This is a genomic window from Stenotrophomonas sp. ESTM1D_MKCIP4_1 (genome assembly GCF_003086895.1).
Classification (GTDB): Bacteria; Pseudomonadota; Gammaproteobacteria; order Xanthomonadales; family Xanthomonadaceae; genus Stenotrophomonas.
On record NZ_CP026004.1, the window covers coordinates 4082918 to 4095999 of the forward strand.

Below are 13082 nucleotides of genomic sequence, written 5' to 3' on the forward strand. Positions count from 1 at the left end.
TTCATTGATGGTGGGTGCCGACCGTTGGTCGGCATGGCCCGACATCCACGCATGGCGTGGATCTACATCACCAGCGCGATCTCCAGCCCCAGCCACGCCACGAAGGCACCCAGCAGGATCGCACCCTCGACGCGGCTGATCCGCAGATCGCCCCGCAGCATCGGGTACAGCACCAGGGCGAAGGCCAGCAGCGCCGGCAGCTCCAGGCGCACGAACGAAGCCGGCAAAGCCAGCGGCTGCAGCAGCCCCATCACACCGATCACCAGCAGCAGGTTCACCACGCTGGATCCCAGCACGTGGCCCAGCACCATGTCGCCCTGGCCGCGCCGCGCGGCTGCAAGGGCCGCCGCTACTTCCGGCAGCGCGGTGCCGATGGCCACCGGCAGCAGGCCCACCAGCAACGGGGTCCAGCCCAGCGCCGCACCAAAATCCGCCGCAGCACCCACCACCAGTCGCGCGCCCCAGTACAGGGTCAGTGCGGCGATCAGCACACGCAGCACGTTCAAGGGCAGGCTGGTGCGGCTCACGGCCGACTCGGCGATGACCGCCTGCACGTCCGGCGCTTCAAGACGCCCACGGCGCAGCAGTACGGCCTGCACCAGCACGAAGGCCACCACCAGCACGCCGGCTTCCCAGCGCTGCAGGCCACCGTCCAGGCCGAACAGGATCAGCAGCAGGCCGGCCGCCAGCAGCGCCCACCACAGGACGCCCTGCAGGCGCGCGCGCAGCAGCAGCGGCGCCGCAATGGCGGCCACGGCCAGGGTAAGCCCGAGGTTGGCGATACTGCTGCCGATGGCGTTGCCCAGGGCCAGCTCTGGCTGGCCGACCCACAGCGCGCGTCCATTGACCGCCAGTTCCGGCAACGAGGTGGCAACGCCCAACAGCAGCAGGCCGGCCGTGAAGGCGCTGGTGCCGAAACGCTGGGCCAGGCCGGACACGGCCTTGACGATGGAATCCCCGCCCAGCGCCAGCAGCAGCAGGCCAAGCAGGAACCAGGCAATTGAAATGGCGATCATCGAGCACTCCCCAGCGGTCGTGGCGCGATTCTACGCGTGGCCCGCCCTCGGCGGGGGGCCACGCCCACCGTGGTCAGCCGCAGCCTTCCACGTAATCCACCTGCGGCGTCTGGCCGACCCGCCAGCTGCCGACCTTGCCGTCGCCGCCCAGCGCGAAATCGATGATGGCCGCGCCTTCCTGGGCCGGGCGCACGCGCAGGTGCTGGGCCTTCTCATCGTATTTGTCCGGGCCGACGTCGGCGCGCTCGGGGTACAGCAGCTGCAGTTCGCCCAGGGTCATGCCGACCTTGCCGCCGCCCGGGGCGACGATGCCGGTGCTGCGCACGTCATAGCGCACCAGCTTGCGGCCCTCGATCATCAGGCGCGGGTCCTCGGCATCCTGGGGGCGCAGGAAGTAGCAGCCATCGTTGCTGTCATCGGCGGGCAGCGGCTTGCCGGCCGCGTCGGTGCCCAGCCCCTGCAGCGGCGTACCGAAGCCGCTGCGCACCTCGGCGATGGGTGCGCCCAGCGTGGCGCCGCCGAAGCCATCCAGCCGCGCCGGGCTGTCCCTGCGCGGATCGGCCGGGGAGGTCGTGGCGAGGTCGGCATCGGCCGGGGCGGTGGCGGTCGCCGTGTCCTTGGCCGGGGCTGCGGCAGCCTCCGGGGTGTCGGGGCTGCGCGAACAGGCGGCCAGCGACAGCAGCAGCAAGCCGGCAATCGGAAGGTGTTTCATGGCGCGGATCCTTGGCATGGAAGGCCTGCACGCTAGCGCAGCGCGCGTGCAGGGGCTGCATTGTCATCGCCGTTTCATGCCCCGCGTTCAGGCTCGGCGTGCACCGACTTGGCCGTCCCTCCCATGCAACCGCGCAAGACCGACCTCGCCCGAACCGCGCTGCAGGCCCACCGCGCGCCGCTGGACATGCGCCAGCGCCGGCTGCTGATCCTGTGCGATGGCCAGCGCAGCATTGCCGACCTGACAGGATTGATGGGCCAGGAAGCGCCCGCCATGGTGATCCAGCTGATCCAGGGCGGTTACCTGCAGACCGTGCAGGAAGCGACAACGGCACCACCGGCTGCTGCGGCCCCCGAGCCCGCACCTGCACCGGCCGCACCGGTGGAGCGCCGCCGCTCGCTGGTTGCTGCGCGCATCTACGTGCTGGGCATTCTGGAAATGCAGCGGAACCCGATGGCCGCAGCGCTGTTCCGCGACCTGCAGCAGGCGCGTGCCGAAGACGATGTGCTGAAGGTGCTGCAGGCGGCCCTGCGGGTGCTGCCCGGCATGACATCCGATGGATACTGCCAGCGCGTGCGGCAGCGCCTGATGGAAGCGCTGCCGGCCGAGCATTGCGACGCCTTCGCGGCCACGACGTAGGTAGCGTCGACCGTTGGTCGACTGCTCCAGCCTGAAGATCCCGCGCTGCGCGCGGCAGTCGACCAGCGGTCGACTCTACCCCGCCTGCGCGGCCTCTACGCCGAACGAACATTGCCACGCCGTCGCGGCGACGGCGCCTGCGCGGCTGGCCCCTACGGCGAACGGAAATTGTTGCGCAGGCCGTTCCAGCACTGCTGGTAACCACCCTGGCGATGGCCGGCCGCCAACGCCTGTGCGCTGGGGCGGATCACCGCGCGGGTCTCGAACATGAAGGCCATCGTGTCCTTGATGACATCGGCCTTGGACAGGTCCGCGCTGGACGCCTTGTCGAACGTCGGTGCATCCGGGCCGTGCCCGCTCATGCAGTTGTGCAGCGACGCGCCCCCCGGCACGAAACCTTCGGCCTTGGCGTCGTAGGCACCGTGCACCAGGCCCATGAACTCGCTGGCGATGTTGCGGTGGAACCACGGCGGGCGGAACGTGTTCTGCGCCACCAGCCAACGCGGCGGGAAGATGGCGAAATCCATGTTGCTGGTGCCCGCGGTGTCGCTGGGCGAATGCAGCACCAGGAAGATGGAGGGGTCCGGATGGTCGTAGCTGATCGAGCCGATGGTGTTGAAGCGGCGCAGGTCGTAGCGGTACGGCGCGTAGTTGCCATGCCACGCCACCACGTCCAGCGGTGAATGGTCGATGGGCGCACGCCACAGGCGGCCCTCGAACTTGGCGATCAGCTCGAAATCACCGTCCACGTCCTCGAACGCGGCGTGCGGGGTCTCGAAATCACGCGGATTGGCCAGGCCGTTGGCGCCGATCGGCCCCAGGTCCGGCAGCTTCAGCAGCGCGCCGTAGTTCTCGCAGATGTAGCCGCGGCTGGGGCCATCAGGCAATTCGACGCGGAAGCGTACACCGCGCGGTATCACCGCGATCTGCTGCGGCTCGATCTCGACCACGCCCAGTTCGGTCAGCAGGCGCAGCGCACCCAGCTGCGGCACGATCAGCAGCTCGCCATCGGCGTTGTAGAAGTAGCGGCCGACCATGTCCCGGTTGGCCGCGTACAGATGGATGCCCACGCCGGCATGAGCATCGGGCGAGCCATTGCCGCCCATCGTGTACAGGCCTTCGACGAAATCGGTCGGCAGTTCCGGCAGCGGCAGTGGACTCCACCGCAGCTGGTTGGGCGACGCCGGCTGCGCGCCGAAATCACAGTTCAGCTGCGACTGCGCGAACGGGGTGAATTCACCGTGCGTCACGGCCGGGCGGATGCGGTACAGCCAGCTGCGGCGGTTGCTGCCGCGCGGCGCGGTGAACGCGGTGCCGGACAGCTGCTCGGCATACAGGCCGTGGGCCACCTTCTGCGGCGAGTTCTGCCCGACCGGCAACGCGCCGGCGACGGCTTCGGTGGCGAACTCGTTACCGAAGCCGGACTGGTAGCCGCGGGCGGTGATGGCGGTGGACATGGTGGCTCCTGGAGCGCGATGCCGGAACGGAAAGCAGCCGAGCATGGCTCGGCTCTACAGGTGAGCAGACGCCGGGCGTGGCCCGGCGCTACCGATGAACGTTACAGCACGCCGCGGCGGATCTGGTCGCGCTCGATGCTTTCAAACAGCGCGGTGAAGTTGCCTTCGCCGAAGCCCTCGTTGCCCTTGCGCTGGATGATCTCGAAGAAGATCGGGCCGATGCAGTTCTGGGTAAAGATCTGCAGCAGCTTGCGCTGGTGGGTTTCCGGGTCGGCGTCGATCAGGATCTTGTTCTTCGCCAGGCGCGCGACGTCCTCACCGTGGTTCGGCACGCGCTGATCGATCACATCGAAGTAGGTCTCCGGCGTGTCGAGGAAATCCACGCCCTGCGCGCGCATGGCTTCGACGGTCTCGTAGATGTTGTCGGTGAAGCAGGCGATGTGCTGGATGCCCTCGCCCTTGTACGCGTCCAGGTACTCGTTGATCTGGCTCTTCGGGTCGGACGATTCATTCAGCGGAATGCGCACGATGCCGTCCGGCGCGGTCATCGCCTTGGACACCAGGCCGGTCTTCAGGCCCTTGATGTCGAAGTAGCGGATCTCGCGGAAGTTGAACAGGCGCTCGTAGTAGTCCGACCACTGCTGCATGTTGCCGAAGTACAGGTTGTGGGTCAGGTGGTCGATGAAGGTCAGGCCGAAGCCGAACGGACGCAGGTCGGCGCCGTCGATCACCTCGTAGTCGCCATCGAAGACGCTGCCGGCGCTGCCGTAGCGGTCGACCAGGTACAGCATGCAATCGCCGATGCCCTTGATGACCGGGGCATTGACGGCCTTGCTGTCCGGCTTGAAAGCGATGGCCTCTGCGCCGTTGCCCAGGGCGGTCTGGTAGACCTCCTGGCCCGGCTTCTTGAAGCGGATGGCGAAGCCGCAGGCGCACGGACCATGCTTTTCGGCGAAGTCGGCGGCGAAGGAATCGGGGTCTTCGTTGACGAGGAAGTTGACGTCGCCCTGGCGATAGACGGTAATCGGACGCTGCTTGTGCTTGAGCACCGCGCTGAAGCCCATCTTGCGGAAGTACTCGTGCAGCTCCTGGCCACGGCCGGCCGGGGCGGCAAATTCGACGAACTCGAAGCCGTCGATGCCCATCGGGTTCTCGAAGGTGGTGACCTGCATGCCGGGGTTCGGGTGCGAGGCGGTCGGGACTGCGGTATTCATGGCGTGGCTCCGAATCGGTACCGCATCGGTACAAACCAGGTGCGGGCTAGGGTGGACCCGGCGAGAATGCAGGGTCCGGATAGACCACTTATAGTTACACTTGAAACCACCAGCAAGGTGCACCGCAGCATGAGCCCAGCCGACCCCGCCTCCACCCGCGTGCGCGCCTCGCACGTCCTGCTCGACCTGGAACAGTTCCTGCCGTATCGGCTGAGCGTGCTGTCCAACCGCGTGAGCGGCAATATCGCCAAACTGTATGGCGACCGCTACGGCCTGGCCATTCCCGAATGGCGCGTCATCACCATCCTGGCGCTGTACCCGGGGTCGTCGGCCAGCGAGGTTTCCGACCGCACGGCGATGGACAAGGTGGCCGTCAGCCGGGCGGTGGCACGCCTGCTGGAACGGGGGTTCATCAAGCGTGAGACGCATGGCGACGATCGTCGGCGCTCGGTGCTGGCGCTGTCGGCGGCGGGTTTCGAGGTGTACGAGACCATCGCGCCACTGGTGATCGAAATCACCCGCAAGCTGATGTCGGTGCTGAGCGAGGAAGAGGAACAGCTGCTGGAGACGCTGATCCTGCGCTTGGCCGGAGATGGCCTGGAGCGGATGGGCGAAGGGGTCTGAGGGGAAGTGTCCGGGGCCCTGCTCCGGCCCCTGGTAGTGCCGGCCGCTGCCCGGCAACTTCGACAGCAACAGCCGGCTTCCGTGCGCTGTCGGTGGGTGCCGTTCCGGTAGATCCACGCCATGCGTGGATGACGTCGCCTGCCACGGCCTGCGTGTCGTCGGTAGCCCTTCAAGGGCGCGTCGGGACGTTGGCGATGACGCTGATCGCGTGCAATTGGGTGTCCGCCGACGAACGGGACTCGGGCCTCGCACGTCACTGGCTGTCGGCGTTGCCACCTGATGTTTCGGGATTGGCCCGGTAGCATCGTCTTGGACAGATCAGGCCTATCCAACGGCTTCAATCGAGTGGTTTTGCCTATTGGACGAACACCCCAACCGGAGCGAGGCTGGGCGCGCAGCGGAGCACCGCTGCCGGGGTTGAAAGCCCGTTGATCAGAGCTTGATTGCGTCGCACAGTCGTCGCCCTCTGGTGAGCGATGCGGGGGATACGCCCCAGGCCCAATCGATGCGATCTCGCCTTTTCAACCACGAATCCAAGGAATCCCGCCATGTCCCGATCCGCCCGCCGCAAGATTGTCCCGCCCGCCGCCACCGTCGACCATGAGGCCGACCTGCAGCGCATCGATGAGGCGCTGGCGACGGTGGAATCCATCGCCGATGACTGGTTTGAACACCATCGCCTGAAGCCCTGCCCGCCCGGGTTCCTGCTGTCGCTGAACCGGCTGCGCGATTTCACCAGCTTCGCAAAGGCCTACGCCACAGCGCTACGCGTGGTGCGCGAGTAGATCCACGCCGTGCGTGGACGGCGCTGACCCCGATTCTCCGCGGTAGATCCACGCCATGCGTGGATGGCGCTGACCCTGATTCTCCGCAGTAGATCCACGCCATGCGTGGATGGCGCTGACCCTGATTCTCCGCAGTAGATCCACGCCATGCGTGGATGGCGCTGACCCTGATTCTCCGCAGTAGATCCACGCCATGCGTGGATGGCGCTGACCCGATGGGGGTCAGAGCCCTTTCCTGCGGAAAGGGATCCGACTCCGATTCTCCGCAGTAGATCCACGCCATGCGTGGATGGCGCTGACCCCGATTCTCCGCGGTAGATCCACGCCATGCGTGGATGGCGCTGACCCCGATTCTCCGCGGTAGATCCACGCCATGGGTGGATGGCGCTGACCCGATGGGGGTCAGAGCCCTTTCCTGTGGAAAGGGATCCGACCCCGATTCTCGGCGGTAGATCCACGCCATGCGTGGATGGCGCTGACCCGATGGGGGTCAGAGCCTTTTCCTGCGGAAAGGGGGCCGCCGCCGATTCTCCGCGGTAGATCCACGCCATGCGTGGATGGCGCCGACCCGATGGGGTCAGAGCCCTTTCCTGCGGAAAGGGATCCGACCCCGGCTCAGCTCAGGTGCTTGCGCCGCGCATGGATCCACGGCACCGCCAAAGCAGCGATCGCGCCACCGGCAAAGCCCAGCGAGGCGGCTACCGTGGCCGCTTCCACCGCACCCGGCAGCGCCAGCGCGGCCGCCACCAGCAGCAGGGACGGCAGGCCGACAAAGGTGCCGAGGAAGAAGGTCCAGCGCGGCGACCAGGTGTTGAGCTGCAGCAGGCTGACCGGCTGCCAGGTTTCGGCGGCCGCGTCTTCGGCGATCTTCGCCACCACCTTGCCCAGATCCACTTCCGGCACCAGCCTGCCCGGGCGGACGGTGGCGATGGCTTCGGCCACGGCATCGACCGGCGGGAAGCCTGCGGGCCAGGCGGCCGGCGCGGCCACGCCATAGGCGGTCAACAGCGGCACGCTCAGCCACGGCGCCACCAGCGGGCGCACCTTGCGCCGGCCATACACGCACCAGACCTGGGCCTGGCCGTGCGCGGTCACGTTGTACAGTGCCAGCTCGCCCGGCGGCGGGTAGCCCAGCATGGTCACGCGTGCCGCCAGGCTGTCCTGGTCCATCGCACGCAGGAAACCAGGACGGCTGCGCCCCGCCTGCATCCAGGCCAGGCCGAGTGCGCCGACCAGCCAGGCTTCGGCCAAGTCCTTGCTGCCGGCAGTGGCGCGATCATCCGCGGCCAGGTACCAGGCCAGCGATTTCGGTTCGGCCACGTCCTCCACGCCCCAGCGGCTGTCGTCACCCAGCACGTGGCGTACCGGCAAGCGTGCCGGTGCGGTTTCGCCGCGCTCGCCGGTATGCAGGAACGGCAGCACCCCCTGCACGAAGCTGGGCAGGTCGATCGCGCGCAGGCCACTGCTCTGCCACTCCGGCGGCAGCAGGCCGCCCAGCTGGCCCTCGGCGGCCAGGCGGTCCAGGCGGGCCTTCTGTTCCACCAGCGTCTGCACCGCGCCTTTCAGCACGACGTTGTCGGGCAGGGCGATCTGCGGCAGGCGATGGCGCGGCGGGGTCAGCTCCAGGCGATCCTCGCCGGTGCCTGCATCGTCCAGCAGGGCGTCCTGCGGCGGCAGGCTCACGCCCTCAGGGGCAGCGTCGCTGCTGGCCGCGTCGGGCAGGCGTTGGGCGTGGTCGCTGTGCATGGGCGCTCCGGTAGGGGCAGCCGACGATCCTGTCGACTGACGTCCTTGCCGTTAGCGGCCGTGGGGTGGGTTTCTGAAGCGGTCGAGCGACCTGGGCAGTCGAGCAAGCTTGTATGTTCCCGCCGGCTCCTACGAGGTATGTAGGAGCCAGGGTGGAGGGACCGTCAAGCAAGCATCTGCGGAATCGAGCCGACAGACGAGTCGAGCGATCCCCATCCCGCACACGAACGTCGATAAAGGATCGTACGGCCCCCAAAAGGGGATCGTCGATGTAGGCAAGCTAACGTCGGTGCGGTACCACCCCAGCCCCTTAAAGATAGCTGGGAGCAGTGCAAATGTCCGATTCTCTTGTGATTGGTCTGGATGTGGACTCCAAGGAGCTCGTGCCAGCGGTGGCCGACTGCAAGGCGGGTGACAGAATCCCGAACACCAAGGCTGGCATCGCCAGATGGCTCAAGACGCTCCCGCCGCGATGCCGGATTGGCATGGAAGCGACCGGCAAGCACTATGAGTTGGTGGCGCGTATGGCTATTCAAGCCGGTCACGTGGTCTATGTGATCAATCCTCGCTGGATCAAGAACTACGGCAAGGCGACCGGCGCGCGCGGCAAGACCGATGCGATGGATGCCCAGGTGATCGCCCGGTACGTGAAGAAAGAAAGCGACCGCTTGCGTGAATACGTGCCACGCAGCGACGAGCAGCAGCAGATGCACGACCTGCTGCGCAAGCGACAGACGCTGGTGGAGACCCGGGCGCGTTTGGAACAGTCCTTCGAGGTCACCAAGAGCGCCCCAGGCGAACTGGCAGATATCCTTCAGGCAATGGCCAGCACGCTGTCGGAACTGGAAAGCCAACTGCAGCAGTTGTGCCGAGATGGAGAGCACGGAGCGCTCTACAAGCGTCTGCTGACCATTCCGGGGATCGGTCCGGCCGTGGCGGCGCATCTGGTCTACTACATGACGCGCTGGCCGCTGGCCAACGCCAACGCATGGATCGCCTGCACCGGCCTGGACCCTCGGCCCAACGAATCCGGCGGCAGAACCGGGCGGCGTCGGCTGTCCAAACAAGGCGCGCCCGTACTGCGCCAGATGCTGTACATGGCGGCTATGGGTCTCAAGCGTTGCCGCGGCGGGCAGCCGCTTTACGACGATCTATCAGGGCGCGGACACCCAAGCACAGCCGTATTCAACATTCTGGCCAGAAAGCTGGCCAGGATTGCGTGGGGTGTATTCAAGAGCGGCAAGGATTTCGATCCAGCCCTGTTGAAGGTGGGCCAAGCCCGCTTCCAGCAGGCTTGACTGCGAACATAGGATCTCGACTCTACGGGGCACGGCAGAACAGCAGAACAGCAGAACAGCAGAACAGCATGGGCTCGACTCTACAGAACCGGGGTCAGCGCTGCGGCGCCCACTTTTCCAGGAACGCCATGAACTTCCTGCGGTTGTAGCCCTTGCCTTCGCTCTTGGCCTTTTCCAGCTCGCCGGTGAACTGCGACTGCAGCAGGGTGCCATCCGAATCGAGCACGAACAGGTGCGGGTAGCCCTTCACCTGCGGGTACTGCGAAAGGAACGCCGCGTTCTCGTTCTCTTCGCTGTAGTTAACCTTCATCCAGACGTAGTTCGCATCGCGGAAGCGGCGGATTTCGCCATCGCCTTCCACGAACTGGTCCAGCAGGTGGCACCACGGGCACCATTCGCCACCCACGTCCAGGATGATGTGCTTGTTGCCACGCTGGGCTTCGACCTTGGCCGTTTCCAGATCGGCGGCCGGGTCGCGCGCCGGGTCGAAGCTGGCATTGAGCCCGGCAATGGCGGCGATATCCGCGGCTGCCGGGGTGTTGCCCGAGGCCACCGGCGCGCTGGGATCAGCGGCCGGTGGCTCGGTGGGCCGGGTGTCGAGCGGCTGCGTCGGTTCGGCCGGTGCCGGTGGCGGTTGCTGGGAACAGGCGCTGATCAGCGCCGCACACACCACTGCCATCACTGCACTGCCGAACGTTGTACGCATGCCCACTACCCTCTGTTTACTTGACGCCGTGCATCAGCTTGTTGATCAGCGGGGCGATCAGGAACAGCACCACGCCGGAGCCGATCAGGGCCCAGAAGCCGAAGGTATACCCCTTCAGCGCCGATTCGATCGTCATGCCGCCTTCACCAGACACCGCGCCGGCGAAGATGCCCGACAGGTTGTTGCCGATGCCGGTGGACAGGAACCAGCCACCCATGCCGAAGCCGACCAGGCGCACCGGGGCCAGCTTGGTCACCATCGACAGACCGATCGGCGACAGGCACAGCTCGCCCACCGACTGGATGACGTAGACCATGAACAGGGTCCAGAACGGGATCTTGCCGTCCACCACCATCTGCGACAGAGCGAACATCAGCAGCGCGAATGCGGCGCCGTTGAACAGCAGGCCGAGGCCGAACTTGCGCGGAATGGACGGATTGGCGCTGCCCATGGCCACCCAGATCCAGGCGATGATCGGCGCCAGGGTGATGATGGCCACCGAGTTGACGGACTGGAACCACGCGGTCGGGAAGGTCCAGTCACCGAACTGGCGGTTGACGATGTTCTCGGCCAGGAAGGTGAAGGAGCTGCCGGCCTGCTCGAAGAACATCCAGAACATGACGTTGAAAGCGAAGATGATCAGCATGGCGATCACGCGGTCGCGCTGCACCTTGCCCTCGCGGATGCCTTCCACCAGCAGCAGGATCGCCAAGGCGGTGAACATCGCGCCCAGGATCCAGGCCAGCGCCGCAGCGCCGGTGGCCAGCAGGAAGTAGGCCACCGGAATGGCGACCACGGCACCCACCAGCACCATCACGATGCGACCGAAGCCTTCGGCACCGGCCGGCGGTGCACCGATGCCCTTCAGGCCGGCGCGTCCGATGTAGAACCACACCAGCGAGATCAGCATGCCCACGCCCGAGGCGATGAACACCACCTTGTAGGACGGCATCGCGTCGGTACCGAACACCTTGCGCGCCAGCCATTCGGTCAGCACCGGGGCGATCATCGCGCCGATGTTGATGCCCATGTAGAAGATGGTGAAGCCCGAATCGCGGCGCTCATCCTTCAGGCCGTACAGCTTGCCGACCATGGTGGAGATGTTCGGCTTGAACAGGCCGTTGCCGACGATGATCGTGGCCAGGCCGAGCTTGAAGATGTGCTCCTGCGGCAGCGAGATCATGAACAGGCCGGCCGCCATGATGACCGCGCCGGTCAGGATCGAACGCTGGTAGCCCAGCACCCGGTCAGCCACGTAGCCACCGAAGATCGCTGCGGCGTACACCAGGGCCAGGTAGGCGCCATAGATGCGGCTGGCATCGCCTTCACCGGATGCGCTGCCGTTGTAGAACTGGGCGACGATGTACAGCACCAAGGCCCAGCGGATGCCGTAGAACGCAAAGCGCTCCCAGAACTCGGTCATGAACAGCATCCACAGCGGGCGCGGGTGGCCCAGCGTGGTATTGAAGTCCGGCAGCGCCGGCTCTGGGGTGTTCGCAGTGGCGTTTAGGCTCATGCGGGTTTCCTGGTTCGGTGGATGGACGGCACATCCGATGTGCGCTGGAGCAACGCGCGAGGATCACCGACTTGTGGCGTTCACGTCAAATACACGCCGTTTGAGGCAGGTCCCGGCCTGCTCGCTGAACTTGCATCTGAAACGATCCAGCGGTGGGTCGAGGGCCTTGCTGAATGGGGCTCAGACCGGGTCGGCCGGCGGCGCCGCCTGCAGGCTGGTGCGCACCTGGAACAGTTCGGGGAAGAAGGTCAGCTCCAGTGCCTGTCGCAGGAAGCCCACTCCGGATGAGCCGCCGGTACCACGCTTGAAGCCGATCACCCGCATCACGGTGCGCATGTGACGGAAGCGCCACAGCTGGAAGGCGGTTTCCAGATCCACCAGGTCCTCGCACAGCGAGTACTCACGCCAGTAGCGGTCGGTGTCCTGGTAGATGCGCGCGAACACCGGCTGCAGGCTGTCGTCGGCCACGTGCGGCTGGGTCCAGTCGCGGTCGGTGTACAGGTCGGGGATGGCATGGCCGAAGCGGGCCAGGTACTTCAGGAACTCCTCGTACAGGCTCGGCGCTTCCAGCACGCTGCGCAGCTGTGCCTGGCCCTCCACGTCATGCTCGAACACCTGCAGCATCTGCGCGTTCTTGTTGCCCAGCAGGAACTCGATGTAGCGGTACTGCAGCGACTGGAAGCCTGACGACGGGCCCAGCACATCGCGGAAGCCCATGTACTCGGACGGGGTCAGCGTTTCCAGCACCGACCACTGTTCGGTCAGCTGGCGCAGCACCTGCTTGCTGCGGGCCAGCACCTTGCGGCACTGCCAGACTTCATCGCGCTGCAGGAAGCCGATGGCCGCACGCAGCTCGTGGCCCAGCAGCTTCAGCCACAGCTCCGAGGTCTGGTGCTGGATGATGAACAGCATCTCGTCGTGGTGCGGCGGGTTGGACAGCGGCTGCTGCGCGCTCAGCAGCTGGTCCAGCCGCAGGTAGCCGCCGTAGGTCAGGCGTCCGTGCAGGTCGGTGTGGATGCCGGCTTCGAGATCGCGTTGGTTGTTGTCGACGGACATGGGCGGGACCAGAACAGGGGCGGCAAGGGTAGCGCGTTGCCTGCCGTGCGGGCAGCCGGGCCACCGTACCGGGGCGTGCGGAGGGACTGTGGAACCGCTGTTGCGCGTGGAACCGTTTGCGCCGTTGCGCCGGCAGTCAGCCAAAGGCGTATTCTGATGCTTTGCAGCAACGACTGAATACGTTGTTGTTATTGGCCCCCGAGCCGTCGCCAGGGGTACAAAGGGGAATCCCCGTGTTGCGCCGCAGGAAGGCTATTTCGTACGCCTTCCTTAACATGGCGATTCATATCATTTGTAACTTCTCTGTCGAAGG

At 66.2% G+C, this 13082-nt stretch carries 12 protein-coding genes; 4 read left to right on the forward strand and 8 right to left on the reverse strand.

The features are described from left to right. Nucleotides 1-62: 62 nt before the first annotated feature. Both C1924_RS18475 and C1924_RS18480 read right to left on the reverse strand, forming a co-directional pair. On the reverse strand, nt 63-1016 hold the full coding sequence (locus tag C1924_RS18475; protein WP_108766609.1) for a sodium:calcium antiporter: 954 nt from the start codon (nt 1014-1016) through the stop codon (nt 63-65). Between the two features lie 73 nt (nt 1017-1089). Beyond that, nucleotides 1090-1728, reverse strand: coding sequence for a hypothetical protein (locus C1924_RS18480; protein ID WP_108766610.1), 639 nt, complete (start codon nt 1726-1728; stop codon nt 1090-1092). A gap of 123 nt (nt 1729-1851) precedes the next feature. Here C1924_RS18480 and C1924_RS18485 point away from each other — a divergent pair, with 123 nt between their 5' ends. After that, a complete protein-coding gene (locus tag C1924_RS18485; protein ID WP_108766611.1) occupies nt 1852-2367 on the forward strand; it encodes a hypothetical protein in 516 nt (171 codons plus the stop codon). Nucleotides 2368-2519: 152 nt separating this feature from the next. Here the strand turns inward: C1924_RS18485 and hmgA are convergent, their stop codons facing one another. Together hmgA and hppD are read right to left on the reverse strand one after the other, a co-directional pair. Beyond that, complete coding sequence (gene hmgA, locus C1924_RS18490; RefSeq protein WP_108766612.1) at nt 2520-3824, reverse strand: homogentisate 1,2-dioxygenase; 1305 nt, start codon at nt 3822-3824, stop codon at nt 2520-2522. Between the two features lie 101 nt (nt 3825-3925). After that, complete coding sequence (gene hppD, locus C1924_RS18495) at nt 3926-5038, reverse strand: 4-hydroxyphenylpyruvate dioxygenase (protein WP_174208704.1); 1113 nt, start codon at nt 5036-5038, stop codon at nt 3926-3928. A 129-nt stretch (nt 5039-5167) separates the two neighbouring features. On the opposite strand from hppD, the gene C1924_RS18500 reads away from it, so the two are divergent. Both C1924_RS18500 and C1924_RS18505 read left to right on the forward strand, forming a co-directional pair. After that, nucleotides 5168-5662 (forward strand): MarR family transcriptional regulator, encoded by a 495-nt coding sequence (locus C1924_RS18500; RefSeq protein WP_108766613.1) that lies wholly within the window; start codon nt 5168-5170, stop codon nt 5660-5662. A gap of 548 nt (nt 5663-6210) precedes the next feature. Next, nucleotides 6211-6447: a hypothetical protein gene (locus C1924_RS18505; protein ID WP_108766614.1), complete on the forward strand. Its 237-nt coding sequence runs from the start codon at nt 6211-6213 to the stop codon at nt 6445-6447. A 615-nt stretch (nt 6448-7062) separates the two neighbouring features. Here C1924_RS18505 and C1924_RS18510 read toward each other — a convergent pair. Next, the gene (locus C1924_RS18510) at nt 7063-8193 is read right to left on the reverse strand and encodes a hypothetical protein (RefSeq protein ID WP_108766615.1); all 1131 of its coding nucleotides are present in this window, start codon (nt 8191-8193) and stop codon (nt 7063-7065) included. Between the two features lie 335 nt (nt 8194-8528). Between C1924_RS18510 and C1924_RS18515 the strand changes: the two genes are divergently transcribed. Next, a complete protein-coding gene (locus tag C1924_RS18515; protein ID WP_108766616.1) occupies nt 8529-9491 on the forward strand; it encodes an IS110 family transposase in 963 nt (320 codons plus the stop codon). Between the two features lie 94 nt (nt 9492-9585). Here C1924_RS18515 and C1924_RS18520 read toward each other — a convergent pair whose 3' ends face one another. The 3 genes from C1924_RS18520 to C1924_RS18530 all read right to left on the reverse strand — a co-directional run bounded on the left by C1924_RS18520 (nt 9586) and on the right by C1924_RS18530 (nt 12769). Beyond that, the gene (locus C1924_RS18520; RefSeq protein WP_108766617.1) at nt 9586-10197 is read right to left on the reverse strand and encodes a thioredoxin family protein; all 612 of its coding nucleotides are present in this window, start codon (nt 10195-10197) and stop codon (nt 9586-9588) included. Nucleotides 10198-10213: 16 nt separating this feature from the next. Further along, the gene (locus C1924_RS18525) at nt 10214-11713 is read right to left on the reverse strand and encodes an oligopeptide:H+ symporter (RefSeq protein ID WP_108766618.1); all 1500 of its coding nucleotides are present in this window, start codon (nt 11711-11713) and stop codon (nt 10214-10216) included. A 180-nt stretch (nt 11714-11893) separates the two neighbouring features. Further along, on the reverse strand, nt 11894-12769 hold the full coding sequence (locus C1924_RS18530; protein WP_108766619.1) for a tryptophan 2,3-dioxygenase family protein: 876 nt from the start codon (nt 12767-12769) through the stop codon (nt 11894-11896). Nucleotides 12770-13082: the final 313 nt, after the last annotated feature.

Bases quoted from the DNA above. Each gene is read 5' to 3' on its own strand.
- hmgA (WP_108766612.1), bottom strand. From the start codon at position 3,824: ATGTCCACCGCCATCACCGCCCGCGGCTACCAGTCCGGCTTCGGTAAC.
- C1924_RS18510 (WP_108766615.1), bottom strand. From the start codon at position 8,193: ATGCACAGCGACCACGCCCAACGCCTGCCCGACGCGGCCAGCAGCGAC.
- C1924_RS18500 (WP_108766613.1), top strand. From the start codon at position 5,168: ATGAGCCCAGCCGACCCCGCCTCCACCCGCGTGCGCGCCTCGCACGTC.
- C1924_RS18515 (WP_108766616.1), top strand. From the start codon at position 8,529: ATGTCCGATTCTCTTGTGATTGGTCTGGATGTGGACTCCAAGGAGCTC.
- C1924_RS18520 (WP_108766617.1), bottom strand. From the start codon at position 10,197: ATGCGTACAACGTTCGGCAGTGCAGTGATGGCAGTGGTGTGTGCGGCG.
- C1924_RS18475 (WP_108766609.1), bottom strand. From the start codon at position 1,016: ATGATCGCCATTTCAATTGCCTGGTTCCTGCTTGGCCTGCTGCTGCTG.
- C1924_RS18530 (WP_108766619.1), bottom strand. From the start codon at position 12,769: ATGTCCGTCGACAACAACCAACGCGATCTCGAAGCCGGCATCCACACC.
- C1924_RS18485 (WP_108766611.1), top strand. From the start codon at position 1,852: ATGCAACCGCGCAAGACCGACCTCGCCCGAACCGCGCTGCAGGCCCAC.
- C1924_RS18525 (WP_108766618.1), bottom strand. From the start codon at position 11,713: ATGAGCCTAAACGCCACTGCGAACACCCCAGAGCCGGCGCTGCCGGAC.
- hppD (WP_174208704.1), bottom strand. From the start codon at position 5,038: ATGAATACCGCAGTCCCGACCGCCTCGCACCCGAACCCCGGCATGCAG.
- C1924_RS18505 (WP_108766614.1), top strand. From the start codon at position 6,211: ATGTCCCGATCCGCCCGCCGCAAGATTGTCCCGCCCGCCGCCACCGTC.
- C1924_RS18480 (WP_108766610.1), bottom strand. From the start codon at position 1,728: ATGAAACACCTTCCGATTGCCGGCTTGCTGCTGCTGTCGCTGGCCGCC.